At 75.7% G+C, this 24,448-nt stretch carries 23 protein-coding genes and 7 tRNA genes; 12 read left to right on the top strand and 18 right to left on the bottom strand.

Annotation, left to right across the window (positions count from 1 at the left end; translation table 11 throughout):
- Positions 1–105 precede the first annotated feature (105 nt).
- The gene (locus SLAV_RS29770; protein ID WP_030233863.1) at positions 106–588 is read left to right on the top strand and encodes a GNAT family N-acetyltransferase; all 483 of its coding nucleotides are present in this window, start codon (positions 106–108) and stop codon (positions 586–588) included.
- Here the strand turns inward: SLAV_RS29770 and SLAV_RS29765 are convergent.
- Together SLAV_RS29765 and SLAV_RS29760 are read right to left on the bottom strand one after the other, a co-directional pair.
- Positions 585–1,808: a hypothetical protein gene (locus SLAV_RS29765; protein WP_051841146.1), complete on the bottom strand. Its 1,224-nt coding sequence runs from the start codon at positions 1,806–1,808 to the stop codon at positions 585–587. The two genes, SLAV_RS29770 and SLAV_RS29765, sit on opposite strands and share 4 nt — an antisense overlap.
- On the bottom strand, positions 1,808–2,374 hold the full coding sequence (locus SLAV_RS29760; RefSeq protein ID WP_030233857.1) for a DUF4365 domain-containing protein: 567 nt from the start codon (positions 2,372–2,374) through the stop codon (positions 1,808–1,810). Before SLAV_RS29760 ends, SLAV_RS29765 begins: the two co-directional genes overlap by 1 nt.
- Positions 2,375–2,594: 220 nt before the next feature.
- Here SLAV_RS29760 and SLAV_RS29755 point away from each other — a divergent pair, with 220 nt between their 5' ends.
- On the top strand, positions 2,595–3,320 hold the full coding sequence (locus tag SLAV_RS29755; protein ID WP_030233855.1) for a 3'-5' exonuclease: 726 nt from the start codon (positions 2,595–2,597) through the stop codon (positions 3,318–3,320).
- A 61-nt stretch (positions 3,321–3,381) separates the two neighbouring features.
- Here SLAV_RS29755 and SLAV_RS29750 read toward each other — a convergent pair.
- Positions 3,382–3,453, bottom strand: a tRNA-Val gene (locus SLAV_RS29750).
- Positions 3,454–3,491: 38 nt separating this feature from the next.
- Positions 3,492–3,962, bottom strand: coding sequence for an SRPBCC family protein (locus SLAV_RS29745; RefSeq protein ID WP_030233853.1), 471 nt, complete (start codon positions 3,960–3,962; stop codon positions 3,492–3,494).
- A gap of 129 nt (positions 3,963–4,091) precedes the next feature.
- On the opposite strand from SLAV_RS29745, the gene SLAV_RS29740 reads away from it, so the two are divergent.
- Positions 4,092–6,437, top strand: a complete 2,346-nt coding sequence (locus tag SLAV_RS29740) for an SCO7613 C-terminal domain-containing membrane protein (RefSeq protein WP_030233851.1) — start codon at positions 4,092–4,094, stop codon at positions 6,435–6,437.
- Between the two features lie 99 nt (positions 6,438–6,536).
- Here SLAV_RS29740 and SLAV_RS29735 read toward each other — a convergent pair.
- Together SLAV_RS29735 and SLAV_RS29730 are read right to left on the bottom strand one after the other, a co-directional pair.
- Positions 6,537–6,608 (bottom strand) — tRNA-Val (locus SLAV_RS29735).
- A gap of 57 nt (positions 6,609–6,665) precedes the next feature.
- The gene (locus SLAV_RS29730) at positions 6,666–7,103 is read right to left on the bottom strand and encodes a TIGR02611 family protein (protein ID WP_030233849.1); all 438 of its coding nucleotides are present in this window, start codon (positions 7,101–7,103) and stop codon (positions 6,666–6,668) included.
- A gap of 177 nt (positions 7,104–7,280) precedes the next feature.
- On the opposite strand from SLAV_RS29730, the gene SLAV_RS29725 reads away from it, so the two are divergent.
- Positions 7,281–7,694, top strand: a complete 414-nt coding sequence (locus tag SLAV_RS29725) for an SsgA family sporulation/cell division regulator (protein WP_030011909.1) — start codon at positions 7,281–7,283, stop codon at positions 7,692–7,694.
- A gap of 213 nt (positions 7,695–7,907) precedes the next feature.
- A complete protein-coding gene (locus SLAV_RS29720) occupies positions 7,908–8,534 on the top strand; it encodes a CGNR zinc finger domain-containing protein (protein ID WP_030233845.1) in 627 nt (208 codons plus the stop codon).
- Here the strand turns inward: SLAV_RS29720 and SLAV_RS29715 are convergent.
- Together SLAV_RS29715 and SLAV_RS29710 are read right to left on the bottom strand one after the other, a co-directional pair.
- Entirely contained in the window at positions 8,475–8,681 is a 207-nt protein-coding gene (locus tag SLAV_RS29715; protein ID WP_030233843.1) for a hypothetical protein, read from the bottom strand. The two genes, SLAV_RS29720 and SLAV_RS29715, sit on opposite strands and share 60 nt — an antisense overlap.
- Positions 8,682–8,836: 155 nt before the next feature.
- Positions 8,837–9,283 carry a hypothetical protein gene (locus SLAV_RS29710; protein WP_030233840.1) on the bottom strand — a complete coding sequence of 149 codons (447 nt, stop codon included), beginning with the start codon at positions 9,281–9,283 and terminating at the stop codon, positions 8,837–8,839.
- 152 nt (positions 9,284–9,435) lie between these two features.
- Between SLAV_RS29710 and SLAV_RS29705 the strand changes: the two genes are divergently transcribed.
- Complete coding sequence (locus SLAV_RS29705; protein ID WP_030233838.1) at positions 9,436–9,933, top strand: DsbA family protein; 498 nt, start codon at positions 9,436–9,438, stop codon at positions 9,931–9,933.
- On the opposite strand, the gene SLAV_RS29700 is transcribed toward SLAV_RS29705, so the two are convergent.
- From SLAV_RS29700 to SLAV_RS29690, 3 genes are read right to left on the bottom strand one after another with little or no spacing between them, the layout of a single operon-like run.
- Complete coding sequence (locus SLAV_RS29700; RefSeq protein ID WP_030233835.1) at positions 9,930–10,754, bottom strand: GNAT family N-acetyltransferase; 825 nt, start codon at positions 10,752–10,754, stop codon at positions 9,930–9,932. The two genes, SLAV_RS29705 and SLAV_RS29700, sit on opposite strands and share 4 nt — an antisense overlap.
- Before the next feature lie 59 nt (positions 10,755–10,813).
- The gene (locus SLAV_RS29695; protein ID WP_030233833.1) at positions 10,814–11,635 is read right to left on the bottom strand and encodes an aminotransferase class IV; all 822 of its coding nucleotides are present in this window, start codon (positions 11,633–11,635) and stop codon (positions 10,814–10,816) included.
- Entirely contained in the window at positions 11,632–12,714 is a 1,083-nt protein-coding gene (locus SLAV_RS29690; protein ID WP_030233830.1) for a chorismate-binding protein, read from the bottom strand. Before SLAV_RS29690 ends, SLAV_RS29695 begins: the two co-directional genes overlap by 4 nt.
- A gap of 180 nt (positions 12,715–12,894) precedes the next feature.
- Between SLAV_RS29690 and SLAV_RS29685 the strand changes: the two genes are divergently transcribed.
- From SLAV_RS29685 to SLAV_RS29665, 5 genes are all read left to right on the top strand, one after another.
- Positions 12,895–12,967 (top strand) — tRNA-Gly (locus SLAV_RS29685).
- A 41-nt stretch (positions 12,968–13,008) separates the two neighbouring features.
- Positions 13,009–13,082, top strand: a tRNA-Cys gene (locus SLAV_RS29680).
- Between the two features lies 1 nt (position 13,083).
- A tRNA-Val gene (locus SLAV_RS29675) sits at positions 13,084–13,155 on the top strand.
- 19 nt (positions 13,156–13,174) lie between these two features.
- Positions 13,175–13,246 (top strand) — tRNA-Val (locus tag SLAV_RS29670).
- Between the two features lie 40 nt (positions 13,247–13,286).
- Positions 13,287–13,361 (top strand) — tRNA-Val (locus SLAV_RS29665).
- 63 nt (positions 13,362–13,424) lie between these two features.
- Here the strand turns inward: SLAV_RS29665 and SLAV_RS29660 are convergent.
- The 3 genes from SLAV_RS29660 to SLAV_RS29650 all read right to left on the bottom strand — a co-directional run bounded on the left by SLAV_RS29660 (position 13,425) and on the right by SLAV_RS29650 (position 15,252).
- Positions 13,425–13,739: a TFIIB-type zinc ribbon-containing protein gene (locus tag SLAV_RS29660; RefSeq protein ID WP_030233827.1), complete on the bottom strand. Its 315-nt coding sequence runs from the start codon at positions 13,737–13,739 to the stop codon at positions 13,425–13,427.
- Between the two features lie 75 nt (positions 13,740–13,814).
- Entirely contained in the window at positions 13,815–14,735 is a 921-nt protein-coding gene (locus SLAV_RS29655) for a phosphotransferase family protein (RefSeq protein WP_030233825.1), read from the bottom strand.
- Positions 14,736–15,042: 307 nt separating this feature from the next.
- Positions 15,043–15,252, bottom strand: a complete 210-nt coding sequence (locus SLAV_RS29650) for a hypothetical protein (protein WP_381341645.1) — start codon at positions 15,250–15,252, stop codon at positions 15,043–15,045.
- A 528-nt stretch (positions 15,253–15,780) separates the two neighbouring features.
- Between SLAV_RS29650 and SLAV_RS29645 the strand changes: the two genes are divergently transcribed.
- On the top strand, positions 15,781–16,962 hold the full coding sequence (locus tag SLAV_RS29645) for a serine/threonine-protein kinase (RefSeq protein WP_078950468.1): 1,182 nt from the start codon (positions 15,781–15,783) through the stop codon (positions 16,960–16,962).
- A 55-nt stretch (positions 16,963–17,017) separates the two neighbouring features.
- Here SLAV_RS29645 and SLAV_RS29640 read toward each other — a convergent pair whose 3' ends face one another.
- From SLAV_RS29640 to cbiE, 4 genes are all read right to left on the bottom strand, one after another.
- A complete protein-coding gene (locus SLAV_RS29640) occupies positions 17,018–17,833 on the bottom strand; it encodes a TrmH family RNA methyltransferase (protein WP_030233817.1) in 816 nt (271 codons plus the stop codon).
- Between the two features lie 42 nt (positions 17,834–17,875).
- Positions 17,876–19,120, bottom strand: coding sequence for a uroporphyrinogen-III C-methyltransferase (gene cobA, locus SLAV_RS29635; protein ID WP_030233815.1), 1,245 nt, complete (start codon positions 19,118–19,120; stop codon positions 17,876–17,878).
- Between the two features lie 321 nt (positions 19,121–19,441).
- The gene (gene cobT / locus SLAV_RS29630) at positions 19,442–22,969 is read right to left on the bottom strand and encodes a nicotinate-nucleotide--dimethylbenzimidazole phosphoribosyltransferase (protein ID WP_100660990.1); all 3,528 of its coding nucleotides are present in this window, start codon (positions 22,967–22,969) and stop codon (positions 19,442–19,444) included.
- 247 nt (positions 22,970–23,216) lie between these two features.
- Positions 23,217–24,431 (bottom strand): precorrin-6y C5,15-methyltransferase (decarboxylating) subunit CbiE, encoded by a 1,215-nt coding sequence (cbiE, locus tag SLAV_RS29625; RefSeq protein WP_030233810.1) that lies wholly within the window; start codon positions 24,429–24,431, stop codon positions 23,217–23,219.
- Between the last annotated feature and the right edge of the window lie 17 nt (positions 24,432–24,448).

Genomic DNA, 24,448 nt, shown 5'->3' with positions numbered 1-24,448 from the left:
TCGTACCGAGCCGAGAGGCCGCGCCGCTAAACGGTTACGGCCCGCCCGCGCGCGCTGGCTACCCTGGGCCGCGCCCGCCCAACGCCGACCGGAGGAATCCGCCCCGTGCCGAACCCGCTCGTCCGCCCGCTGGACCTGACCGACGACGCCACCGCCGGGGCCGTGCACCGGATCGGCCGCGCCGCCTACGCCGTGGAGGCGCGGCTGATCGGCTTCGACGGCATCCCCGCGCTCGGCGAGAGCCTCGCGCAGCTGCGGGCGCGGCCGCTGCACTGGCTGGGGGCCGTGTCCGGGGACGGCGCGCTCGCCGGGTTCCTGGCCTGGGAGGCGGCGCCCGGCGGGGCGGTCTCGCTGGACCGGCTGTGCGTGGACCCGGCGTGGTTCCGCCGCGGCATCGCCTCGCTGCTGCTGGGGCACGCCCTGACGGAGCTCTTCGCGGACCGGACCGTGGAGGTCACCACGGGCGCGGCCAACACCCCCGCGGTGACCCTGTACGAACGCCTGGGCTTCGTCCGCGGCGCGGACTTCTTCCCGGTCCCGGGGCTGACCATGGCCTCCTTCACCCGCCCGGCCCCGGCCCCGTCCTAGTCCTCGCGGTCGCGGTCGTCGTCCGCGGGCAGGACGTCCGCGGGCTCGAAGCCGTCGTCCAGCGACTTCATCAGGCGGTCCCGTTCGACCTCGTCCAGGGGGACGGGCGTCACGTCCGTGGCATCCGTCAGCCGGCGGAAGCCGCCCCGGCGCTGGAGCCGCCCGCTCATCCGGACCGGCAGGCCCACCAGGTGGGCGTGGCCCGCGGTCCGGTACGCCTCCTCGTCGAGCGCGGCCCGTACGTACGGGACCTCCGCACCCGCCAGCACCCGCAGCCGGACCGTGCCCCCGCCGCCCGCCGCGGCCCTCCGCATCCGGACCACCGCCCCCGCGAGCCGTACCGGGACCGCCGGTTCCTCGCGGGTGTAGCGGGCGGCGGCCTCCCGCAGCACCGGCAGGTCACCGGGCGAGAACTCCACCGGCTCGGGCCGCGCCGCGCAGCCGGCGGGGACCCCGGCCGCCGGGGCCCAGGCCAGCACGATCCGGGCCCCTTCGGAACCCCGTACGAGGGCGATCAGCGCGTCGGCGAGTTCCCGGCTGACCCCGGCGGCCACGGCGGCGTCGAAGGCCTCCATCCCGCCGGTGGCCCGCTGGTAGTCCACCGCCTCCCGGGCCGCGTGCAGGGCCTGGTGCAGCCGGGCCACCACGCCCCGGCCCCCGTCGACGGGCACGTACGCGGTGAGCCGGCGCCCGCCCGGCGAGGGCCCGACCAGCACCCCGTCCAGGACGCGTTCGGCCTGGGCGCGGTGGCGGGCGCCGTAGTACCCGGCGCGGGCGCGGTCGGCGAGGGCGCCGGCCAGCAGCAGCCGGCGGGCCGCCGAGCGCAGCTGTTCCTGCACGGTCCAGGCGGCCTCGCCCTGGTACCCGTAGGGCCCGACGGGTATCTCGCGCTCCCAGCGGATCTCGTCGCTGGGCACGCTCAGCCCGAACAGCACCTCCCGCGCCGAGGCCAGCCCGCTGCGCGAGAGCGCGGTGAGCGCCTCCTCCAGCAGGTCGGCGCAGTCGGGGAAGCCGCGGCTCTCGGGGACGAGCAGGCTGGTCCCGGCGCGGCCGGGCGGCGTCCAGCGCCCGTACCGGCCCGCCGCCCCGCCGCGCCGCAGCCACCCGTGCCGGTGCAGCAGTGCCCCGAGCACCTGCGGGTCGACCTGGGCGGGATCGGGCGTGCCAGGGGAGAGCTCCGGGGGCGGCAGCGGTTCGAGGTGGGGCGAGTGCCAGTGCATCAGGGTGTCCCTCCCGACCCGACCCGGGTCATGATCTCGCACAGCGCCCGGTCGTCGAAGATCCGCGTGGTCGGGATCCGTACGGTGGTCCGGCGCCGGCCGGTCACGGGGTGTCCGGCGAGGTTGGTCCAGTAGCAGCAGTGCCGCAGGTCGAGCCGGTCGTGCCCGGCGCCGATCCACTGCTCCCGCTCCCGCGGTACGAGCATCACGACGAGGATCTTGTGGACGGCGACGGGCGTCCGCGCCAGCTTCACCAGGTGCTCGTTGTCGAGGGTGAAGCCGAAGGTGGGCCCGGCCGGCCGGGGCGGTATCTGGTAGGTCGCCTTGAGCTGCACCTTGATGGTCACCTCGTCGTCGACGACGTGCTCGGGGGCGCCGTGGCTGACGTGCCAGTCGATGCCGTTGTCCGGGAAGGGCTGGGACAGCGAGCAGCCGGCCGCGGCCGCGACGGCGTGCAGGTATCCCACCTGGAGGGTCTCCATGCAGGCGGTGGTGGCGAGCGTGCCGCGCAGCGGTCCGGTCGGTCCGTGCGGCAGCCCGCCCGGTTCGGGCTGTGCGAGCGCCATGGCCGGCTCCCCATGCCTTCCGGGCTCTGCCGTGAGCGGGAACGGGGGTGACGACCGGTCATGCGTACGACCCCCCAGGGAAGTTGTCTCCGCACCCGGCTGCCCGCAAACGGCGTACGGGGCAAACGGCCCGGGTATCACCGCTTCGGCAAGGTGGCACGTTCCGCGGCGGTTGTGCCCGGGTGCGCCCCATCTGTCGATCGGGGACGAGGAGTTCGCCATGACACGCTGGTACGAGGGCCCGCTGGCCGCATTCGACACGGAGACCACCGGGGTGGACGTCGAGCAGGACCGGATCGTGTCCGCCGCGCTCGTCGTGCAGGAGTGTGCGGGCGGCCGGGTCCGCTCCACCCGCTGGCTGGTCAATCCCGGCATCCCGGTGCCGCCGGGCGCCACGGAAGTGCACGGGCTGACCGACGAGCACCTGCAGCGCCACGGCCGCTGGCCGGCGCCGGTGGTGGAGGAGATAGCCCGGGCGCTCGGTGAGCAGCAGGTGGCGGGGCGGCCGGTGGTGGTGATGAACGCGCCGTTCGACCTGACGCTGCTGGACCGGGAGTTGCGCCGGCACCGGGCCTCGACGCTGGCCCGGTACCTGGACGACCGGCCGCTGACGGTGCTGGACCCGCGGGTGCTGGACAAGCACCTGGACCGCTACCGCAAGGGCCGCCGGACGCTGACGGACCTGTGCGCGCACTACGGGATAGAGCTGGAGGGCGCGCACGACGCGACGGCGGACGCGATGGCCTCGCTGGAGCTGGTCCGGGCGGTCGGGCGGCGCTTCGCGGGCCGGCTGGAGCGGCTGACGCCGGCCGAACTGCACGCGCTGCAGGCCGTGTGGCACGCGGCACAGGCGCGCGGGCTCCAGGCGTGGTTCACCCGGCAGGGCACGCCGGAGTCGGTGGATCCGCACTGGCCGCTGCGCCCGGAGGTGTCGCAGGCCGCGTAGGGCCCGCACGTCCCGTACATGCGGAAGGCCGGTCCGTCAGTGACGGACCGGCCTGTCCCGGTGGGCGATACTGGGATCGAACCAGTGACCCCTTCGGTGTGAACGAAGTGCTCTCCCGCTGAGCTAATCGCCCGGGAACGGACTGAACAATACAAGAGCCTCGGGGTCTGTTCAAACCGCTTCCCGCTCGGCCTCCAGCAGGGCCGCGAGACCGCGCCGCCCGGCCCGCATCATCAGGGCGTGGTTGAGCCGGAAGACCGGACGCCCGGGGAGCGCGAACCGCCGCAGCGGGGCCGCACGCAGCTCGACCTCCTGCTCGTAGACGGCGCGCGTGGTCTGCGGGCCCGCGGCGCGCGGGCGCACGGTCCACCGGGCCCAGCCTTCGAGGTCCCCGCGCACCGCCGCCTCCAGGACGCCCCGCTCGGGGTCGCGGAGCAGCCCGGTGAGGGTGATGTGGATCCCGTACGGGAGGGCGGAGCGGATCACGGCGCTGCCGGTGTGCTCGTCGACCGCCCGGACCCGGCGGACCTGGGGCCACCACCGGGGGTAGTGCGCGGGGTCCTCCAGCCGCGCGAACACGAGGGCGGGCGGGGCGTCGAGGTCCCACACGTCGCGGAAGCGGTGGTGCGTCCAGCGCGGCATGGCCCCAGTCTGGCCCGGCGGCGGGGTCCGCGTCCGGCCGTCGCGGGTTTTGGCGCCCGGGGGTACTCAGCGCCGATCTGAGTACGCACGCCCATGTCCTGAGGGAGTGACGGGCACCACACTCCGGCTATGGACACGCCCCTGCCGCCCGCCGAGGAGCTGGCGCTGATCGACCGTGAGCTGGCCCGACTCGACGCCCGGCGCATGTATTTGTTGACCCGTCGGGAGTGGCTGGTGCGACTGCTGTGGCAGCAGGCACCGGCCGTGGCGCCGGCCGTGGCGCCGGCCTTTCCTCCGGTGACCCCCGGGGGGCCGCCGTCGACCGGCCCGAGCGCGCAGAACGTGCTGCTGACCCTGGGCGCGGTGCTGCTCGCCGTGGCCGCGCTCGCCTTCACGCTGGTCAGCTGGGGCTCGCTGGGCATCGGGGGGCGCTCCGCAGTGCTGGCCCTGCTGACGGCGGCGGCGCTCGCCGCGCCCGCCGCGCTGCTGCGGCGCGGGCTGCGCTCGACGGCCGAGTCGGTGGCGGGGGTGGCGCTGCTGCTGACCGTGCTGGACGCCTACGCCCTGCACGCCGTGGGGCTCCCCGGCACCGACGGCGGTGTGTACGCGGCAGGGGCGGCGGCCGTACTGGCGGGGCTCTGGGCCGGGTACGGGCTCGCGCTGCCCGGGCTGCGGCTGCCGCTGCCGGCCGCGGTGGCGGCGGCGCAGCTGCCGTTGCCGCTGGCGGCGGCCGTCACCGGGGCGGGGCCCCTGGCGGGCGGCTGGGCGCTGCTGGCGACGGCCGCGCTGGACGCGGCGCTGGCGACGGCGGTGTCCCGACGGGCGGTACGGCTGCCCGCGGGGGCGGCCGGGGCCCTGCTCGCCGCACTGGCCCTGTCGACGGGGCTGGCGCTCTCCCTCGGCGCGCCCGGCGCGGCCGGTCCGGCGGGGCTGCTGGCGGCGGGGGCGCTGCTGGGCGTGGCGGTGGCCTGGCGCGAGCCGCGGGCCTGGGCGGCGGCCGTGGCGGGGGGCCTTGCGGGGGTGGCGGCGGTCGGGGCGCTGGTCCCGGCCGGGCCGGTCTCCGGGTGGGCGGTGGCGGTGCGGGTGGCGGTGGCGCCGGCCCTGCTGGTGGCGGTCCCGCGGGCGGGCCGGCTGCCGCAGCCGGTGCGCCGGGGGCTGCTGTGCGCCGGGGCGGCGGTGTCCGCCCTCGGTGTGCTGGTGGCGGTCCCGGTGGTGGCGGGGGCGCTGCTCCCCGGGCTGGGGGCGCTGCGCGAGGTGTGGGCGGCGACGACCCCGCGGCCGGCCGGGGGCGGGCAGGGGATCCCGTACGTGGTGACGCTGCTGCTGGCGGCCGGGGCGCTCGCGTCGCCGGCCGGGGTGCTGCCGCGCCGGGAGGCCCGGACGGCGGCGGCGGTGTGCGCCGGGGCGGCCCTGTTCGTGGCGCCGGTGGTGGCGGGGCTGCCGGTGGCGGCGGTGCTCGCGGCGCAGCTGGCGGTGACGGCCGCGGCCGGGGCGGGGGCGCTGCGGGCCACGGGCCGGGACGCCGCCTTCACGGCCGCGGGGTGCGCGGCCGCCGGGGCCCTGTACGTGTCCCTGACGGCCCTGGACGGCCGCCTGGCCACCTTCGCGGCCTTCGGGCTGCTGGGGGCGGGCGCCGCGCTGGGGGCGGCGTACGGGCCCGCCCTGCGGCCCGTGCGGGCGGGCGGGGCGGTGTGCGCCGTCGGGTTCGCGACGGCGACGGCGGTGGCGCTGGGCGCGCTGGCGGGGCTCGCCGTCCCGTGGCGGGCGGTCGCCGTGCTGTTGGTCCCGGCCCTGGTCGTGGGGCTCGCGCCGCGGCTGGGTCCGGTACGGGTTCCGGCCGAGCTGGCGGCGGCCACGGCCGGGGGGCTCGCGGTGCTCCTGGCGGCCGGCGACCGGCCGGTGCTGGCCTTGGTCCTCGCGCTGGGCGGGGTGCTGTGCGCGGGCGCCGCGGTGCGGCGGGAGCGGCGGGCGCTGGGCTGGGCCGCGGGGGCGCTGTTCGTGGCGGCCTCGTGGGTGCGGCTGGGCGCGTCGGGGGTGACGGCGCCGGAGGCGTACACGCTGCCGGTGTCGGCGCTGGCCCTGGCGGTGGGACTGGTGCGGCGCCGCCGGGACCCGGCGGCCTCGTCCTGGGCGGCGTACGGTCCGGGGCTGGCGGCGACCCTGCTGCCGAGCCTGGTGGCGGTCTGGGGGGACGCGTACTGGCCGCGCCCGCTCCTGCTGGGGCTGGCGGCGCTGGCCCTGACCCTGGGCGGGGCGCACCGCGGGCTGCGGGCGCCGCTGCTGCTGGGCGGCGCGACGCTGGCGGCGGTGGCGGTGCACGAGCTGGCCCCGTACGTGGTCCAGGTGGTCGGGGCGCTGCCGCGCTGGCTGCCCCCGGCGCTGGCGGGCCTGCTCCTGCTGCTGGTGGGAGCCACGTACGAGAAGCGGCTGCGCGAGGCCCGCAGGCTCCGGGAGGCCATCGGCCGGCTCCGCTGACGGGGGGGCGGGGCCGGGGCCGGTTCGGATACGGGCGGATACGGGCGGATACGACAGAGGCCCGGAGACTCTTCCGAGTCTCCGGGCCTGTGCTCCGGGTGGGCGATACTGGGTTCGAACCAGTGACCCCTTCGGTGTGAACGAAGTGCTCTCCCACTGAGCTAATCGCCCGGACGCACCGCAAACATTACCGCATGTCAGCGGTGCTCCGTGACCATCCCCGGACGGTCACTGGTCCTTCAGGTCCCACGGCAGTGTGAGGCCGTACTTCCACAGGTAGAAGCCGATCAGCGCGCCCGCGACGGCCAGGCCGACGCTGGTGAGGATGATGTTGCGGCGGCGCACCTTCGGGTCGAGCGCCTTCTGCGCGGCCTCGCTGACCTTGCGCTTGGTCCAGCGCAGGACGAGGTGGGCCCAGGCGAACTCGGTGGCCCAGATCGCCAGGCCGGCGAAGATCGCCACCCAGCCCGGGCCGGGCAGGACGAGCATGGCGATGCCCGCGCCGATGACGGCCAGGCCGACGATGAAGACGCCGACCTGCCAGCTCAGGTGCAGGCTGCGGTTGGCCTTGATGAACGCGGGCGCCTTCGAGACGTGCGGCGTCTCTTCGGCGGCCGGTTCCGTGGTGGCGGACTCATTGGTCCCTCGGTCACTCCCCGTATCCATGGCCCCGAATCTACCGGAGCCGGAAGCACACGTGAATGCCGCTTTGGATCCGCCGTTCGAGGGACCCAGAGGTCCGCAAAACGGTCAGAGGGGTTTACAACGGCACCGTAGGTGGCATGTCGATTTCGCCGACGTGCGAATCCCCGAGCGCACACTGAGCGAAAGGCCCTGGCGCTTATGAACACCACGGTCAGCTGCGAGCTGCACCTGCGCCTCGTTGTGTCGAGCGAGTCCTCACTGCCTGTTCCCGCGGGCCTGCGGTATGACACGGCCGACCCCTACGCCGTGCACGCCACCTTCCACACCGGCGCCGAGGAGACGGTCGAATGGGTATTCGCCCGCGACCTCCTCGCAGAGGGCCTCCACCGGCCCACCGGAACCGGCGACGTCCGCGTCTGGCCGTCCCGCAGCCACGGTCAGGGCGTCGTGTGCATCGCCCTGAGCTCACCGGAGGGAGAAGCGCTGCTCGAAGCACCCGCCCGAGCCCTCGAATCGTTCCTCAAGCGGACGGACGCCGCGGTCCCACCCGGGACCGAACACCGGCACTTCGACCTCGACAAGGAGCTCTCCCACATCCTGGCCGAAAGCTGAGCCAGGCCTACAGCCGCTCGACACCGTCCGACTCGGGGCGACGGTGCGGGTCGGACAACCACATACGGCAGTGCCGGCGCTGTTCTCGCGGAAGCCGACCGCGAGAACGGCGCCGGTGTGCTTGGGCCCGCCCGGGAAGGTAACCGCTAGAGTCGGCCCCCCAGCGGCGGCGGCGGTCCGTCGCCGCAACGCCGGCCTCCAGGGAGCGACCCCGTGCAGATCCCCCACGACACCCGTCGCGCGCTCGACGTCGTCGTCGCGCTGGTGAACACCGCGGCCGAACCGGACCAGCCGGACGGACTGTCCGACGTCGCGGCGCTGCGCGGCTTCGTCAAGGAGCACGCGATCAGCGACGTCGGCGAGCTCGGCGCCCGCGACCTCGCGGGCGTGCGGACCGTGCGCGGCAAGTTCGCCCAGGTCTTCGCGGCACCGAACTCCCGTGCGGCGGCGGCACTGATCAACGAACTGGTCGCCACCGCGGGCACCACCCCGCAGCTCACCGACCACGACGGCTACGACTGGCACGTGCACTACTTCGCACCGGGTGCCTCGGTGGGCGACCACCTGGCGGCGGACGGCGGCATGGCGCTCGCCTTCATCGTGGTCTCCGGGGAGCAGGAGCGGCTGCGCCGGTGCGAGGCGCCGGACTGCCGACGGGCCTTCGTGGACCTGTCCCGCAACCGCTCCCGCCGCTACTGCGACAGCCGGACCTGCGGGAACCGGCTGCACGTGGCCGCGTACCGGGCGCGCCGCAAGGAGGCCGACTCCCACCCGGAGGGCTCAGAGCAGGTACAGGTCGTGGACGGCGGCGAACAGCAGCAGGGCCCCGATCACCCCTAGGAAGATCATCAAAGGGGGCTGGGACAGGGCGAAGAGGCAGCCGCGCCCCTCGGGGGCGAGCGGGGCCGGCGGGACGGCGGCCCGGGCGAGGGGGACCTCGGCGACGGAAGGGAGAGCCTGCGGCTCGTCCTGCGATGTGTCGAGCATGTCGGGGCGATGATCGCGCAGCGCGTCCCCGATCGGCCCTCAACACGCCATTCGGGGGGCCGGAGCCCGCCCTCTCTCGTCAGTTCAGGTGGTTCCCCGCCGCTTCTCCCCCGCATCCGGCCGCGCGTGCGCTAAGGCCCGCCCCCTTCCGGCTGCTAGATGCCGTGCTTCTTGAGGATGGCCTCGATGTCGGAGAAGTCCTCGGCCGGGGGTGCGGCGGCGGCCGGCGCGGAGCCGGTACGGGTGCCGGGGCCGGTGCCGAGGGAGGGTGCGGAGGCGGCGGGGGCCACGGCCTCCCGGGCCGCACCGCCCCGGGCCGCCTTCGCGGACCCGCGCTCCTCGCCGGAGCGGCGGCGCTCCACGGCCCGGGTGGTCACGAGGAGCAGCCAGGCCAGGCCCAGCAGCCCGAAGCCGATCCAGACGGACGGCTGGAAGACGATCCCGGACAGCCACTGCACCACGCCGGTCATCACCAGGCCCACCGGCACCAGCGAGTAGGCCGCGATGCGCGTGGCGGTCAGGAAGCGCCTGCGGTACGCGGTCACCGCGGCGATGCCCAGTCCCGCGGCGGACACCGCGGAGCAGATGGTTTCGGCGAGCATGCGGTCCTCCGACCCTGGGCGGACGGGCGATCTGTCCCTTCCATCCTGCACCGGCGGGTGCCGTCGGGGCCACGCCCCGGGCTCCCGCGGAGCGGATCTCCGGGACATCTCGGGGTCGGTCTCCTCCCCGAGGGGTCTGGGAGACTGTCCGCATGACCGATTCCGTGATCCTCGACGTCTGGTGCGAACTCCAGTGCCCGGACTGCAACAGCGCTCTGGACGACGTGCGCGCCCTGCGGGCCCGCTACGGCGACCGGCTGGACATCCGGCTGCGCCACTTCCCCCTGGAGAAGCACAAGCACGCCTTCGCCGCCGCGCAGGCCGCCGAGGAGGCCGCGGAGCAGGGCAAGGGCTGGCCGTACGCGGAGGCCGTCCTGGCCCGCACCGCGGAGCTCGGTGAGCGCGGCGAGGCCGTCCTGCTGGACGTGGCGCGCGAACTCGGCCTGGACGCCGAGGAGTTCGACACCGCCCTGATCGACGGCCGGCACATCCTGATCGTCGACGCCGACCAGGCCGAGGGCAAGGCCATCGGCGTGACCGGCACCCCGACCTACGTGATCGACGGCGAGCGTCTCGACGGCGGCAAGAGCCAGGAGGGCCTGCGCGCCCGCATCGAGGAGATCGCGGACCGGCTGCTCGCCGGCTCCTAGATCAGCTCCTTCGCGTAGTTGACGTGCGTGGTCCGGTAGCCGAGGGACTCGTACAGGCGCAGTGCCGGGGTGTTGGCGGCGAAGACGTGCAGGGCGAGGCGGTGGTGCCCCGCGGCCAGGGCGGCGCGCTCCGCGAGGAGCATCAGGTCGCGCCCGTAGCCGTGCCCCCGGTGTTCCGCGGCGACCTCGACGTCGAAGACGTACGCACCCTCCCCGTCCCCGGCGACCCAGACGTGCCCCACGGGGGCGCCGTCCGCCTCCAGGACGGTGAAGGTCGCCCCCGGGGTGTCCAGGCCCCGCGGGAGCTGCGCGTCGTGGTCGGCCCGCGCCTTGTTGCGGGCGGCCTCGGGGTCCATGCCCCGCGCGGTCCAGCTGGCCGCGTACGCCTCGCGGGCCACCGCGTCCCAGGCGGCGTACTCGTCGGCCGTCATCGGCCGGCCCCGCACCCCGGCCGAGGGGGCGGGCGGCTCGGGCGGGAGGTCCTTGGCCATGTTGCGGCCCTGTTCGACGTAGCCCAGGGCCGCGGCCAGCCGCAGCCCGCCCGGCGAGCCGGCCGGTACGCGGATCCGCACCCGGCGGCAGCCCCAGCCGCGCAGCACCTCCTCGGCGGCGAGCGCCGCGACGGTGGCGCGGCCCCGGAGGCGGTCGCGTTCGTCGATGGCCAGGTCGCGGATCTCCCCGACGGTCGGCCCGAAGGGGGTGTCGGCGGCGATCAGCAGCGCCCCCACGCGCCTGCTGTTGACGCGGACCTCGTAGGGGCGCGAGCGGGCACCGTCCGCGCTCTGCCGGAGCGGCCCCGAGGGCCGCAGCGTGGTGGTCATCCGTCGAGTTCTACCCGCCCCGGGGCGCCGTGGCTACGGGCCGTGCCCGCCGGCTGCGCTCAGGGGTCGATGTCGGAGGCGGCCCGCTCCTCGAAGATCCGCATCGCCTTGGCGGTGACCGGGCCCGGGGCCGCGGCCAGGGTGCGGCCGTCGACGCGGTGGACGGCCTGCACGTCACGCAGGGTCGAGGTCAGGAAGACCTCCTCCGCGCGCTCCAGTACGTCGAAGGGCAGGTCGGTCTCCTTGGCGCCGGTCCATTCGACGGCCAGCGCCCGGGTGATGCCGGCGAGGCAGCCCGAGCTCAGGGGCGGGGTGTGCAGTTCGCCGTCGAGGACGACGAAGACGTTGGAGCCGGTGCCCTCGCAGAGCCGGCCGACGGTGTTGGCGAAGAGGGCCTCCGAGGCCCCCTCCCCGTGCGCGCGGGCCAGGGCGACCACGTTCTCGGCGTAGGAGGTGGTCTTCAGGCCGGCGACCGCGGAGCGCTCGTTGCGCACCCAGGGCACGGTGATCACCGCGGTGGTGTCCGGGCGGCGGGCGGTCTCCCCGAGGGCGACGGTCAGGGTGGGCCGGCCGTCGCCCCGCTCGGAGCCGAGCGGGGAGGGGCCGCCGGTGTAGGTGATCCGGAGCCGGCCGAGCGGCACGGGGTGTTCCGCCACCACGGCGGCGCAGGCGCGGCGCACCTCGTCGAGGTCGGGGTCGGGCAGGCCGAGTCCGCGGGCCGAGCGGGTCAGCCGGTCCAGGTGGCGGGTGAGCGCGAAGAGGGTGCCGTCCTGGGCCTTGACCGTCTCGAAGACGCCGTCGCCCACGGTGAGCCCGTGGTCGAGTACGGACACCTTCGCGTCGTGGTCGTCCCGCAGTGTTCCGTCGAGCCAGATCCTCACCGTACGGTTCCTCCGCTCAGGTCGCGGGCCCCGAGCGGGCCCGGCTCTCGCACCCCCGACGCTAGCGCGACCAGCCGGGCCGCCTTGAGCTCGGTCTCCGCCCACTCCCGCTCGGGGTCGGAGCCCCAGGTGATGCCGGCTCCGGTCCCGAAGCACAGGCGGGGGCCGCCGGGGGCGGTGCGGTCGATCCAGAAGGTGCGGATGCCGACGGCGAGGGCGGCGGTGCCCCGGTCCGCGTCCACCCAGCCGATGCCGCCGCAGTAGGGGCCGCGTGGGGCGGTCTCCAGTTCGTCGATGATCCGCAGGGCGGAGGACTTGGGCGCGCCGGTGACGGAGCCGGGCGGGAAGGTGGCGGCGAGCAGCTCCGGCCAGCCCGCGCCCTCGGCGAGTTCCCCGCTGACGGTGGAGACCAGGTGGACGAGTCCGGGGTGCTCCTCGACGGCGCACAGCTCCGGGACGGTGACCGAGCCGGTCGAGCAGACCCGGCCGAGGTCGTTGCGGACCAGGTCCACGATCATCACGTTCTCGGCGTGGTCCTTGGGCAGCAGGTCGGCCGCGGTGCGGCCGGTGCCCTTGATCGGGCCGGACTCGATGCGCCGGCCGTGGCGGCTCAGGTAGAGCTCGGGGGAGGCGCTGGCGATCTCCACGCCGTGGGCCGGGAGGCGAATCGTTCCTGCGTAGGGGGCGGGGTTGCCGCGCGCGAGCAGGGCGGTCAGGGCGTCCACGTCGGCCCGCGCGGGGTCCGGCAGCGGCGCGGACATCACGCGGCAGAGGTTGGCCTGGTAGACCTCCCCCGCCTCGATGTACGCGCGTATCCGGCGCACGCCCGCGACGTACGCGGCGCGGTCGAGCGAGGAGGACCAGCGGTCGGCGGCCGGACCGGACCAGGCCCCGGGCACGGGGGCCGGGACGGGGTCGGGACGCACGTCCCCGAAGCGCGCGCAGACCAGCCGGCCTTCGAAGTCTGCGGTCACCGCCCAGAAGCCCGAGGAGTCGAGGGCCGAGGGGTCACCGGTGACGTCACGGAGGTCGGTCGCGAGGAGGCCGCCGAAGCGGGCCAGGGGAGGCAGGTCGTGCACGGCTGCGAGTCTATGACCGGTGACGCCTCGGCGCCGGTGGGGTGGCCGCCGGGTGACCGGCGGTGATCGGGCCGCAGCACGCTGCGGAAACGCGTTTTTGAGCTGGCCCGGGAATCCGCTAGAGTTCAACACGTCGCCAGGGAGCGAAGGGGAAAAACCCCGGAGCGAACACGGTGACCTGCGGACGTAGCTCAGTTGGTAGAGCACCACCTTGCCAAGGTGGATGTCGCGAGTTCGAGTCTCGTCGTCCGCTCGAAGTGGGGGATTTCTTCCCGAGAACCCCTGCAGCTCCATGGTGGAGTGGCCGAGAGGCGAGGCAACGGCCTGCAAAGCCGTCTACACGGGTTCAAATCCCGTCTCCACCTCCAAGGACGATTAGCTCAGCGGGAGAGCGCTTCCCTGACACGGAAGAGGTCACTGGTTCAATCCCAGTATCGTCCACTGATCCGCAAGGATCCCCGCGCGATTAGCTCAGCGGGAGAGCGCTTCCCTGACACGGAAGAGGTCACTGGTTCAATCCCAGTATCGCGCACGCAGTACACGCACCACCTGCGGTTTCGCACCGCGGTCCCGCGCGATTAGCTCAGCGGGAGAGCGCTTCCCTGACACGGAAGAGGTCACTGGTTCAATCCCAGTATCGCGCACCACCTCCGGAAGCCCCGGCCGTTCCCACGGCCGGGGCTTCCGCGTTCCCCGGGTGCCTGACGCGCTCAGGAGGAGAAGAGCATCCGGCCGAATCCGCCCTTGTGGTGACCGTGGTGGTGGCCGTGCCCGTGTCCGTGGCCGCCGTGCTGCGGGGCGCCCCAGGCGGGGGCCGGAGCCGCGTGGGCCGGGTACGGGGCCGGCGGCGCGGCGGGCGGCGGGACCTGGCCGTACTGCTGTGCCGTGTACTGGGACTCCAGGCGGGTCAGCGCCTCCAGCTCGCCGTAGTCGAGGAAGATGCCGCGGCAGCCGCTGCACTGCTCGATCTGGACGCCGTTGCGGTTGTAGGTGTGCATCATCGCGTGACACTTCGGACACTGCATGACCGGATCAACTCCTCGCCGTTCGCGTCGGCGCCGGATGCGTGACCGGCGCCTCCCGCACACCCTACGACGGAGTCAGGGCTCCAACTCGGCCCGGAATGTAGCCATTCGGACACAGGAATCCAGCATCAGCCGCTCCCCCTCGTCCAGCGGGCGCCGGGCGGGCGCCGCCTTGGCCAGGGCGAGGGCGGCGGTCTGTACGGTCAGCGCCCGCGCGGCCAGGTCGAGTTCCGGCCAGGGGTCGCTGCCGGGCGGGCCCGCGGCCGGGCCGCCCGCGGCGCGGTAGGCGTCGAGGAAGCGCAGCCAGGCCTCCGGGGCGAGGATCCCGGCCGCGTACCAGGCGGCCGGGCGGGCCAGGTCCCAGGCGGGGGCGCCGAGGCCGAGGTCGTCGACGTCGATCAGCCGCCAGGGGCCGTCGGGGGCGGGGTGGCGGACGAGCTGCCCGAGGTGGAGGTCGCCGTGGCACAGCACCGCTCCCCCGGCCGGGGGGACGCCCTCGCCGCGGGCCCAGTCCGGGAGGGTCGCGGCGGCGGCGCGGACCGCCCGGACCCCGTCCGGATCGGGCTGCGGGGCCCTGGCCAGGCGGCGCAGGGCGCGGGCCACCTTGGCCGGGCCGCGCATCGGCGGGACCGGTCCGGGGAGGTCGCGGGGCCCGGTCCGGTGCAGGGCCGCCAGCAGCCGGGCGGCCTCCTCCCAGGGGGCGTCCTCGGGGCGCGCCGGATCCACGGGGGTTCCGTAGGGCCACAGCGAGACGGGGCGGCCGTGAACGGCTCCGGTGCGCAGCGGGGGCAGCAGCACCCCGGCGAGGGCTCCGGAGCCGGCGACGCGGATGCGGGCCGCGAGGGCCTCCGGGTCGCTGCCGGGGGCGTGCGCCTTGGCCACGGCGTCCCCGCAGCGCACGACGGTCCCGTCGGGCCGGTCGGCGAGGAGGACGTAGGGCTGTCCGGGGCCGCCGCGGGCCCAGGCGGCGAGGGCCGCGGGCAGCGGGGCCGGCAGCGCCAGTGCGTTCACGCGGCGGCCGCGGCGCGGGGCGGCGTTCCGCCGCCGGGGAGGTGCGCCGGGTCCCCGTCGTGGGCCTGCGTGCTCGTGAGGTCGTCCGCGTCCGCCATGGGCCTCTCCTTCGTTCGGGACGAGGCTACGGGGGGCGGGGGCGGGACGAAAGAAAAAGGGTGCTGCCCGTCCGACTCCCCAGTCGTACGGGCAGCACCCTTCACCTGCCGTCCGTCGCCGATCCCCCGTCCCCACGGGGATTCGGCAGGCCGATGTCCCGGTCCGGGCCGCTCTCCCGGACCCGGGGCGCCGCTCAGCGCCCCAGCATCACGCCAACGGACGACGCCTGTGCCGCCACCTGGTCGAAACCTCCGAAGAGGAAGAGCAGGAGGGCGGCCAGGGGGAGGACCATCGCCGCGGCCACCAGCGGGTGGCGCGTACCGGACTCATGGCTGTTGAACGCGAATGCCTTGCGTCCCTGCCGGGCGATGTCCGCCATGGTCCTCTCCCTGTCGTCTGGCAGCGGCGGGTTCGTGACCTCGGGGGACGAGTGCGCCACCCGCCGCTTGTCTTCAACACTAGGTGTGCGGAAGGCCCCTGGCCTCATGCCCTCGTACCCTTTGGCGGGCCTCCGGGAGGATGACGAGAGCCTCCCCGGAGTACTCCCCTGGGTGGAGACCGCTCCCCCGGCATGGGGGACTTCCCGGAGGGGATGACCGGAGGGTAGTGACTTCGCTCACTTCCGTCACTCCCCGCACACGCGTGTCTGCGTACGGGCGGTTGACGGCTTCACCCGGCCGCTCCCGTCGCTCCCTCCCGGAGATCACCTCGTACGGGGCCCCCGTCTGCGCCAATCCCCTTGGCGCGAAGGCGGTTTGGGGAGCCGGCCCGGTGCGGGTCCGGGGGCGGCGGCCGGGGGCGGCACACCCCCAAGTGGCCTGCTCCGTACTGACGATCGAATCCTTCGGCGAGGGCGCGGCCTCTGAGCGCTCGTGCCGGATGGTCCGTAAGCTGTGCCAGGTCAACAGGACGACCGGTCAGCGGGGTGGACATGGCGATGATGCGGCTCCGGCGCGAGGACCCGCGTGTCGTCGGCTCGTTCAGACTGCACCGCAGGCTCGGTGCGGGCGGCATGGGCGTGGTCTACCTGGGGTCCGACCGGCGGGGGCAGCGCGTCGCCCTGAAGGTGATCCGGCCCGACCTGGCCGAGGACCAGGAGTTCCGCTCCCGCTTCGCGCGCGAGGTGTCCGCCGCGCGGCGGATCCGCGGCGGGTGCACGGCGCGGCTGGTGGCCGCCGATCTGGAGGCCGAGCGCCCCTGGTTCGCCACGCAGTACGTGCCCGGACCCTCGCTGCACGACAAGGTGGCCGAGGAAGGCCCCCTGACGGCCGCGCAGATCGCCGCCATCGGCGCCGCGCTCTCCGAGGGCCTCGTCGCCGTGCACGAGGCCGGGGTGGTCCACCGCGACCTCAAGCCCTCGAACATCCTGCTGTCCCCCAAGGGCCCGCGGATCATCGACTTCGGCATCGCCTGGGCGACCGGGGCGAGCACCCTGACCCACGTGGGGACCGCCGTCGGCTCCCCCGGCTTCCTCGCGCCCGAACAGGTGCGCGGCGCCGCCGTCACCCCGGCGACGGATGTCTTCGCGCTCGGCGCCACCCTGGCGTACGCGGCGACCGCCGACTCGCCCTTCGGGCACGGCAGTTCCGAGGTCATGCTGTACCGGGTGGTGCACGAGGAGCCCCATCTGGTGGGGGTGCCCGACGCGCTGGCGCCGCTGGTGCGGGCCTGCCTGGCCAAGGACCCCGAGGAGCGGCCGACGACCCTCCAGCTGTCGATGCGGCTGAAGGAGATCGCGGCCCGCGAGGCGCAGGGTCTGGGCGACGGCCGGCCGCCGGTGCAGCGGCCGCGGCCCGACCGGCCGGCGGGACGGCTCGCGGACCAGACCGCCCTCTACACCGAGCAGAGCAGCGTGGACCGGCGCACCCCGGGCGGCGGCACGCCCGCCCCCAGGTCGCAGGCCCCGCAGGGCGGCCCTTCTTCACGGCCCTCGTCGCCGCGCAATCCCGGTTCCACCGCCGGGCGTACGGGCGGCCGGCCGGCTCCGCGGACCACCGGCACGGGACGCCGGCCCTCGCGGCCGGACCCGAGGCTGATGCGGCAGCGGCTGATCGTGTTCGTCGTGGTGACGCTGCTGGTGGCACTGGGCATCGCCCTGGCGCAGAAGCTCTAGGACCACCGGCCCGGACGCCGTTGCCGGGCCCCGAGGGGCCCGGCGATCCGGACGGTCAGCCCCGGTGGCCGCCGGCCACCGCGTAGAAGGCGACGGCCGCGGCCGCGCCCACGTTGAGCGAGTCCACGCCGTGCGCCATGGGGATGCGCACCCATTCGTCGGCGGCGACCAGCGCCTGGGTGGACAGGCCGTCGCCCTCCGCCCCGAGCATCAGCGCGACCCGTTCGAGGGACTGCGGGGCGGCCTCGTCGATCGGCGAGGCCTTCTCGTGCGGGGTGAGGGCGAGGAGCTTGAAGCCCGCCTCCCGCACCGAGTCCAGGCTCTTGGGCCAGGCGTCGAGGCGGGCGTAGGGGACGGAGAACACCGCGCCCATGGAGACCTTCACCGAGCGGCGGTAGAGCGGGTCCGCGCAGTCCGGTGACAGCAGCACCGCGTCCATGCCGAGGGCGGCGGCGCTGCGGAAGATGGCTCCGATGTTGGTGTGGTCGTTGACCGCCTCCATGACGGCCACCCGGCGGGCCGACGCGAGCAGGTCCCGCGCCGTGGGCAGCGGCTTGCGCTGCATGGAGGCGAGGGCGCCGCGGTGCACGTGGTAGCCGGTGACGCGTTCGGCGAGCTCCGGGCTGACGGCGTAGACCGGGGCGGGGAGCTCGTCGATGACGTCGCGCATGACGTCGACCCACTTGGCGGAGAGCAGCATGGACCGCATCTCGTAGCCGGCGTCCTTGGCCCGTCTGATGACCTTCTCGCCCTCGGCGATGAAGAGGCCCTCGGCGGGCTCGCGGCGGCGCCGCAGCTCCACGTCGGTCAGGCCCGTGTAGTCGCGCAGGCGGGGGTCGTCGGGGTCTTCGACGGTGATGAGATCAGCCACAGGGTGATACTGCCTTGTCGTGGGTGTGGTGCCAACGGCCTGTCAGGCGTCGGTGGCGGGGAGGGCGTCGGGCGCGTTCACGCGGACGACCTCGCCGATGACGATCACGGCCGGCGGGCGGACCTCCTCGGCGCGCACGGTCTCACCGACCGTGGCGAGGGTGGCGTCCACCCGGCGCTGGGTGGCCGTGGTGCCCTCCTGGACGACCGCCACCGGGGTGTCGGCGGAGCGGCCGTGGCGGATCAGGGCCTCGGCGATCAGGCCGATCTTGTCGACGCCCATGAGGATCACCAGGGTGCCGGTGAGCTTCGCGAGGGAGGCCCAGTCCACCAGGGAGCGCGGGTCGTCGGGGCCGACGTGTCCGCTGACCACGGTGAACTCGTGCGCCACCCCGCGGTGCGTGACCGGGATCCCGGCGGCGCCGGGCACCGAGATGGAGCTGGAGATGCCGGGGACGACGGTGCAGGGGATGCCGTGCTCGGCGAGGGCCTGCAGCTCCTCCATGCCACGGCCGAAGACGTACGGGTCCCCGCCCTTGAGGCGGACGACGGCCTTGCCCGCCTTGGCGTGCTCGATCAGGGCGTTGTTGATGGCCTCCTGGGCCATGAAACGGCCGTACGGGATCTTCGCCGCGTCGATGACCTCGACGTGCGGGGGGAGTTCGTCGAGGAGGTCGCGGGGGCCGAGCCGGTCGGCGATGACCACGTCGGCCTCGGCGAGCAGGCGGCGGCCGCGCACGGTGATCAGGTCCGGGTCGCCGGGGCCTCCGCCGACGAGGGCGACGCCGGGGGTGGCCTTGTGGCGGTGCGCGGGGGCGGTGAGGGTGCCGTCGCGCAGCCCCTCGACGACGGCGTCGCGGACGGCGGCCGAACGGCGGGGGTCGTTGCCGGTCAGCACGGCGACGGTGACGCCCTCGATGCGGCCGGTGGCGGGGGTCCAGGCGGTGGCGGCGGAGGCGTCGTCGGCGCGCACGCACCAGACGCGCTCCCGCTCGGCCTCGGCGGAGGCCCGCTCGTTGTCCTCGCGGTTCTGGGTGGCGATCAGGGCGTACCAGGCGTCGGCGAGGTCGCCCTCGCGGTAGCGGCGGCGTTCCCAGCGGATCTCGCCGGTCTCCGCCATCGCGTCCACGGAGGGGGTCGCGGAGGGGGAGATCAGCAGGACGTCGGCGCCGGCCGCGATCAGGGCGGGCAGGCGGCGCTGGGCGACCTGACCGCCGCCGATGACGACGACGCGGCGCCCGGCCAGGCGGAGTCCTACGGGGTAGGCGGGGTGTGCCGGGTTTGCCATGGCGGTTGCGGCTCCTGATGCGGCGAGGGGTCGGCGGGGCCGCTGCTGCGCTGGAGCGGCGTGGCGGGCGGCATGCGGGTGCCCGTCCGGGACCACGATACGACCCATCCGGGGCGGTGGTCCCTGCGGGGGCTGCGCGGGCTTGGGGGGTGCTGCCGCTGCGCGGTGCTGGGTCCCCTGCCCGCCCTTCGCCCGTTCCCCGGGCTCCGCCCGGACCCTTCGGGGGCTCCGCCCCCGGACCCCCGCGCCTCAGACGCCGACGGGGCTGGATTTCAGCCCCGCCGGCGTTTGAGGCGGGAACGGAGGAAAGGCGGGGCGGGATTACTTCTCGGTGACGCCCGCCGAGTCGAAGGTGGCGACCTCGTGCATGGCGCGGGCCGCACTCTGGACCAGCGGCAGCGCAAGGAGCGCACCCGTGCCCTCGCCGAGGCGGAGGTCCAGGTCGACCAGCGGACGCAGCCCCAGCTTGTTCAGGGCCGCCACATGGCCCGGCTCCGCGCTGCGGTGGCCCGCGATGCAGGCCGACAGGGACTCCGGTGCGATGGCGCGGGCCACGAGGGCGGCCGCGCCGGCGCTCACGCCGTCCAGGATGACCGGCGTGCGCAGGGAGGCCCCGCCCAGCAGGAGGCCGACGATCGCCGCGTGCTCCAGGCCGCCGATGGCCGCCAGGACGCCGATCGGGTCGGCCGGGTCGGGCTGGTGGAGTTCCAGGGCCCGGCGGACGACCTCGACCTTGCGGGCGTGGGTCTCGTCGTTGATGCCGGTGCCGCGGCCGGTGACCTCCGCGGGGTCGACACCGGTGAAGACCGAGATGAGGGCCGCCGAGACCGTGGTGTTCGCGATGCCCATCTCGCCCGTGAGCAGGGCCTTGTTGCCCGCGGCGACCAGGTCGCGGGCCGTCTCGATGCCGACCTCGATGGCCGCGATCGCTTCCTCGCGGGTCATGGCGGGGCCGGTGGAGAGGTCGGCCGTGCCGGGACGGACCTTGCGCGGCAGCAGGCCGGGGGTGGCGGGGAGGTCCCCGGCCACGCCGACGTCGATGACGCAGACCTCGGCGCCGACCTGGTTGGCGAAGGCGTTGCAGACCGCGCCGCCGCCGAGGAAGTTCGCCACCATCTGCGTGGTGACCTCCTGCGGCCAGGGGGTGACGCCCTGGGCGTGGACGCCGTGGTCGCCCGCGAAGATCGCGACGGCGGCCGGTTCGGGGATGGGCGGCGGGCAGACCCGGGAGAGGCCGGCCAGCTGGGCGGAGATGATCTCCAGCATGCCCAGCGCCCCGGCCGGCTTCGTCATCCGCTTCTGCCGCTCCCAAGCCTCGCCGAGCGCCTTCGCGTCGAGCGGGCGGATGCTGGCGACGGTCTCGGAGAGCAGGTCGTGCGGCTCCTCGCCGGGCAGCGCGCGGCGCCCGTACGTCTCCTCGTGGACCACCCAGGCGAGCGGACGGCGCTGGGACCACCCGGCCTGCGCCAGCTCGGGCTCGTCCGGGAACTCGTCGACGTAGCCGACGCACAGGTACGCGACGACTTCGAGGTGCTCCGGCAGGCCGAGCTCGCGGACCATCTCGCGCTCGTCGAAGAAGCTGACCCAGCCCACGCCGAGGCCCTCGGCGCGCGCGGCGAGCCAGAGGTTCTCGACCGCGAGGGCGGAGGAGTACGGGGCCATCTGCGGCTGGGTGTGCCGGCCGAGGGTGTGGCGGCCGCCGCGGGTGGGGTCGGCGGTGACGACGATGTTCACCGGGGTGTCGAGGATGGCCTCGATCTTGAGTTCCTTGAACTGCTTCGCCCGGCCCTTGGGCAGCGACTTGGCGTAGGCCTCGCGCTGGCGCTGGGCGAGCTCGTGCATCGTGCGCCGGGTCTCGGCGGAGCGGATGACGACGAAGTCCCAGGGCTGCGAGTGGCCGACGCTCGGCGCGTGGTGGGCCGCCTCCAGGACGCGCAGCAGCACCTCGTGCGGGATGGGGTCGGTACGGAAGCCGTTGCGGATGTCGCGGCGCTCGCGCATGACGCGCAGGACGGCCTCGCGCTCGGCGTCGTCGTACGCGGGGGCGGGCTCGCCCACGGAGACGGCTTCGGGGGCCGCCAGCGGGGCGTCGGCGGTGTCGGCGGGCTCGGCGGCGTCCGGGGCGGGGGCGTCCGGGGCTGCGGCCTGGGCGACCGGCTCGGCGGCTGCGGCCGGGGCGGGCTGCGCCTCGGCCGGTGCGGCGGCCTCGGCCTCGGGCTCCGCCTGCGGGTCGGCCTGCGGGTCGGCCTGCGCGGCCGCCTCGACGGGGGCCTGAACCGTTTCTGCGGGGGTCTCCGCGACCGGCTCGGCGGCCGGGACCTGCGCGGCCTCCGGGAGCACGGCCTCGGCCTCGGCGGGCGCCGGCGCCGCCTCGGGGGCGGGCTCGGCGGCCACCGGCTCGGCGGGGACCTCCACGGCGGCCGGCGCCTCGGGAACCTCGGGAGCCGGCTGCTGCGGGGCGGCGGCGGGCTCGGGGGCCTCCGGGGCCTCCGGGGCGGCTTCGGCGGCCGCCTCGGCGGCGACGGGCACGGCGGTGGGCTCGGGGGCCTGGGCGGCGGCCTCGGGGGCCTGGGCGACGGGCACGGCGGCGGGCTCGGGGGCCTGGGCGACGGGCACGGCGACGGGCTCCGGGGCCTGGGCGACGGGCACGGCGACGGGCTCCGGGGCCTGGGCGACGGGCACGGCGACGGGCTCCGGGGCCTGGGCGGCGGCCTCGGCGGCGGGCTGGGCGACGGGCTCCGGGGCCTGGGCGGCGGCCTCGGCGGCGGGCTGGGCCTCAGGCTGCGCCACGGGCTCCGCGGCAGGCTCGACGGGAGCGGTCGCGGCAGCGGCGGCCTCGGCGGGAGCGGCGGCCGGTACGGGCTCGGCCGTCCACGGAGTCCCGGGCTGCGCCGGGATCTCGGCGGCCTGCTCGGCCTGCTGCGGGGCGTCCAGGTACTCGGGGCCCGCGGCCGGCGCACCGGGCTGCTGCGCGGCCACGGCGGCCGGGTCCTGCGCCACCGGCACACCGGCGGCGTCGGGCACGGCCACGGCGACCGGCTCGGCGACGGCGACCGGCTCGGCGACGGCGGCGGGCGCGGCCACCGGCTCCGCGGCGGGCTGCTGCGGCAGGGGCTGCGGCGCCGGCTCGGCGACGGGCTGCGCCGGCGGTACGGGGACCTGCTCGGGGGCGGGTACGGGGGCCGGAGCGGCCACGGGGGCCGGCGCCGGAGCGGTGGCGGGACCCCGGTCCGCGAGGGAACGCACGACTCCCCCGGCTTCGGGCATGGGCGGGCCCATGTGCAGCGGGCGGCGCGCGGGGATCACGGGCGACGCGGGCGGCACCTGGGCGGCCTGCGGGGCCACGAGACCGCCGAGGTCCAGGGAGCCGGTGTCACGGCCGCCGGTCTCGTGCGCGCCCGCGCTGTACGCGGCGGGCTCCGCGTAGGCGTCGGGGAAGCCCGCGCCCGCGGGGTACGAGGGGTCGGGGAAGCCGGGCTGCGCGGGCTGCTGCGGCGCCGGGTAGCCGGCGTCGGGGAAGCCGGGCTCGGGGAAGCCGAGGTGTCCGGGCTCGGGGTAGCCGGCCGCGGCGGCCTGCGGGTACTCGGTGTAGACGGGCTCGGCCGGGAAGGCCGGCACCTGCGGGACCACCTGGGGGTCGCTCCAGGAACCCTGGCCGCTCGGCATCAGCAGCAGTTCCTCGTCCTCACCCTCGGCGGGGTCGTCCACGAGGTCCTGGAAGGCGTAGCCCGCCGGGGGCTGCGGCGGGAGCGGCGGGAGGGGCGGAACCGGAGCGGGAATGCCCTGCTGATCCACCATGCCCCCGTTGTCCGGGTGACCCTCGCCCGGGACCTGGCCGGTGTCAGTCATGCGTACCCCTCGCCCATCGGTGTTGCCTCTCGATCGCCCGGTCGCCCACAGGACCGCCGGGCGGTGCTGTGTGCGGGGTCGCCGTGTGGTGCGGCGCCTCGCGTCCGCCCGCACAACAACTCCTGAGCATTGTCGCGCTCGTCGGCCGCCGTGTCGGCCACAAAGCGGCACGGCCGGCTGTGGACTGCGCCACGTCGCGCGTCCTGCGGGCGGTACGACGATCGGCCAGCCTACCCCGGCCTCCGCGCTAGCGGCTCACGGGGCGCTCGGCTGCCAGGAGGAACACCACGGAACGCTCCTGTTCCGCCCAGGTCCGGGTATCGAGGCCGACGGACTGCAGGAGGGCGCACTCGACCACGTACCCGTGTTCGTCGAGGGTGCGTCCGATGGCCTCGGCGTCGTCGCGGGTGGAGGCGTGGCTGACGATCCGTTCGGGGCGCCGGTCGGCGACGGCCGCGACGACCTCGGCGCCGCCCCCGCCGACGCGGACGACGTCGGGCTCGGGGAGGCTCTCCAGAACGTGCGGCGCGCGGCCGGTCACGACCTGGATCTGGACACCGCGCCGACGGGCGGCGGCCGTTACCCGTTCGCAGGCGCGGGGGTCGGCGTCCACCGCGATGACGGCCGCGCCCAGGGCGGCGGCGTCCACGGCGAGGGCCCCGGAGCCGGCCCCGATGTCCCAGACGAGGTCGCCGGCGCGGGGGCCGAGGCGGGCGAGCTGGGCCGCGCGCAGCTGGGCGGACTCCCCCTCCCCCGCGGGCCCCTCCTCCTCGGGCCGGGGCCGGGCCCAGCCGCGGGCGGCCGGGGGGTGCGGGGCCTGGCCGAGCAGCCAGCCGGGCTCGGCGGTGGAGACCTGGCCCGCGCCGCCGATGACGATGACCACGTTCGGGTCGCGCCAGGTGTGGTCGGCGGCCCGGTCGGAGGTGAGGACGGTGACGCGCTCGCGGTCGGTGCCCAGTTCCTCGCAGATGACGAAGGTGCGGTGCACCCCGTCGAGCAGCAGGGCGAGTTCGGCGGGTCCGGCTCCGGGCGAGGTGAGGACGGCGACCTTGCTGTGGGCCCGGCAGACGTTGACGGCCCGGCGCAGGGTGCGCGGGTGGGCGACGACCACCTGGGCGTCGTCCCAGGGCATCCCGGCGCGGGCGAAGGCGGCGGCGACGGCGGAGACGGCGGGGACGACCTCCACTTCCAGGCCGTGTTCCGGGGCGCGCAGGGTGCGGACCACGCCGAAGAAGCCGGGGTCCCCGTCGGCGAGGACGACGGCGGTGCCGCGGTGGCCGGCGATGCGGCGGGCGGCGAGGTGGAGGCTGCCGAGGCGGATGCGTTCCGCGGTGGGCGGGACCTCGGGGAGTGCTAGGTGGTGGGCTGCGCCGGCCACGAGGGTGGCGGCGGCGAGCGCGGACCGGGCGGCCGTGGTCAGGGGCGAACCGTCCCAGCCGATCACCGTGACCCGGTCGGCCATCGTCGTCAGTCTCCTGG

The organism is Streptomyces lavendulae subsp. lavendulae (assembly GCF_002803845.1).
Taxonomy (GTDB): Bacteria; Actinomycetota; Actinomycetes; order Streptomycetales; family Streptomycetaceae; genus Streptomyces; species Streptomyces lavendulae.
Note: the sequence above shows the minus strand (reverse complement) of the source record. Positions and strands in the feature narration are given on the sequence as shown.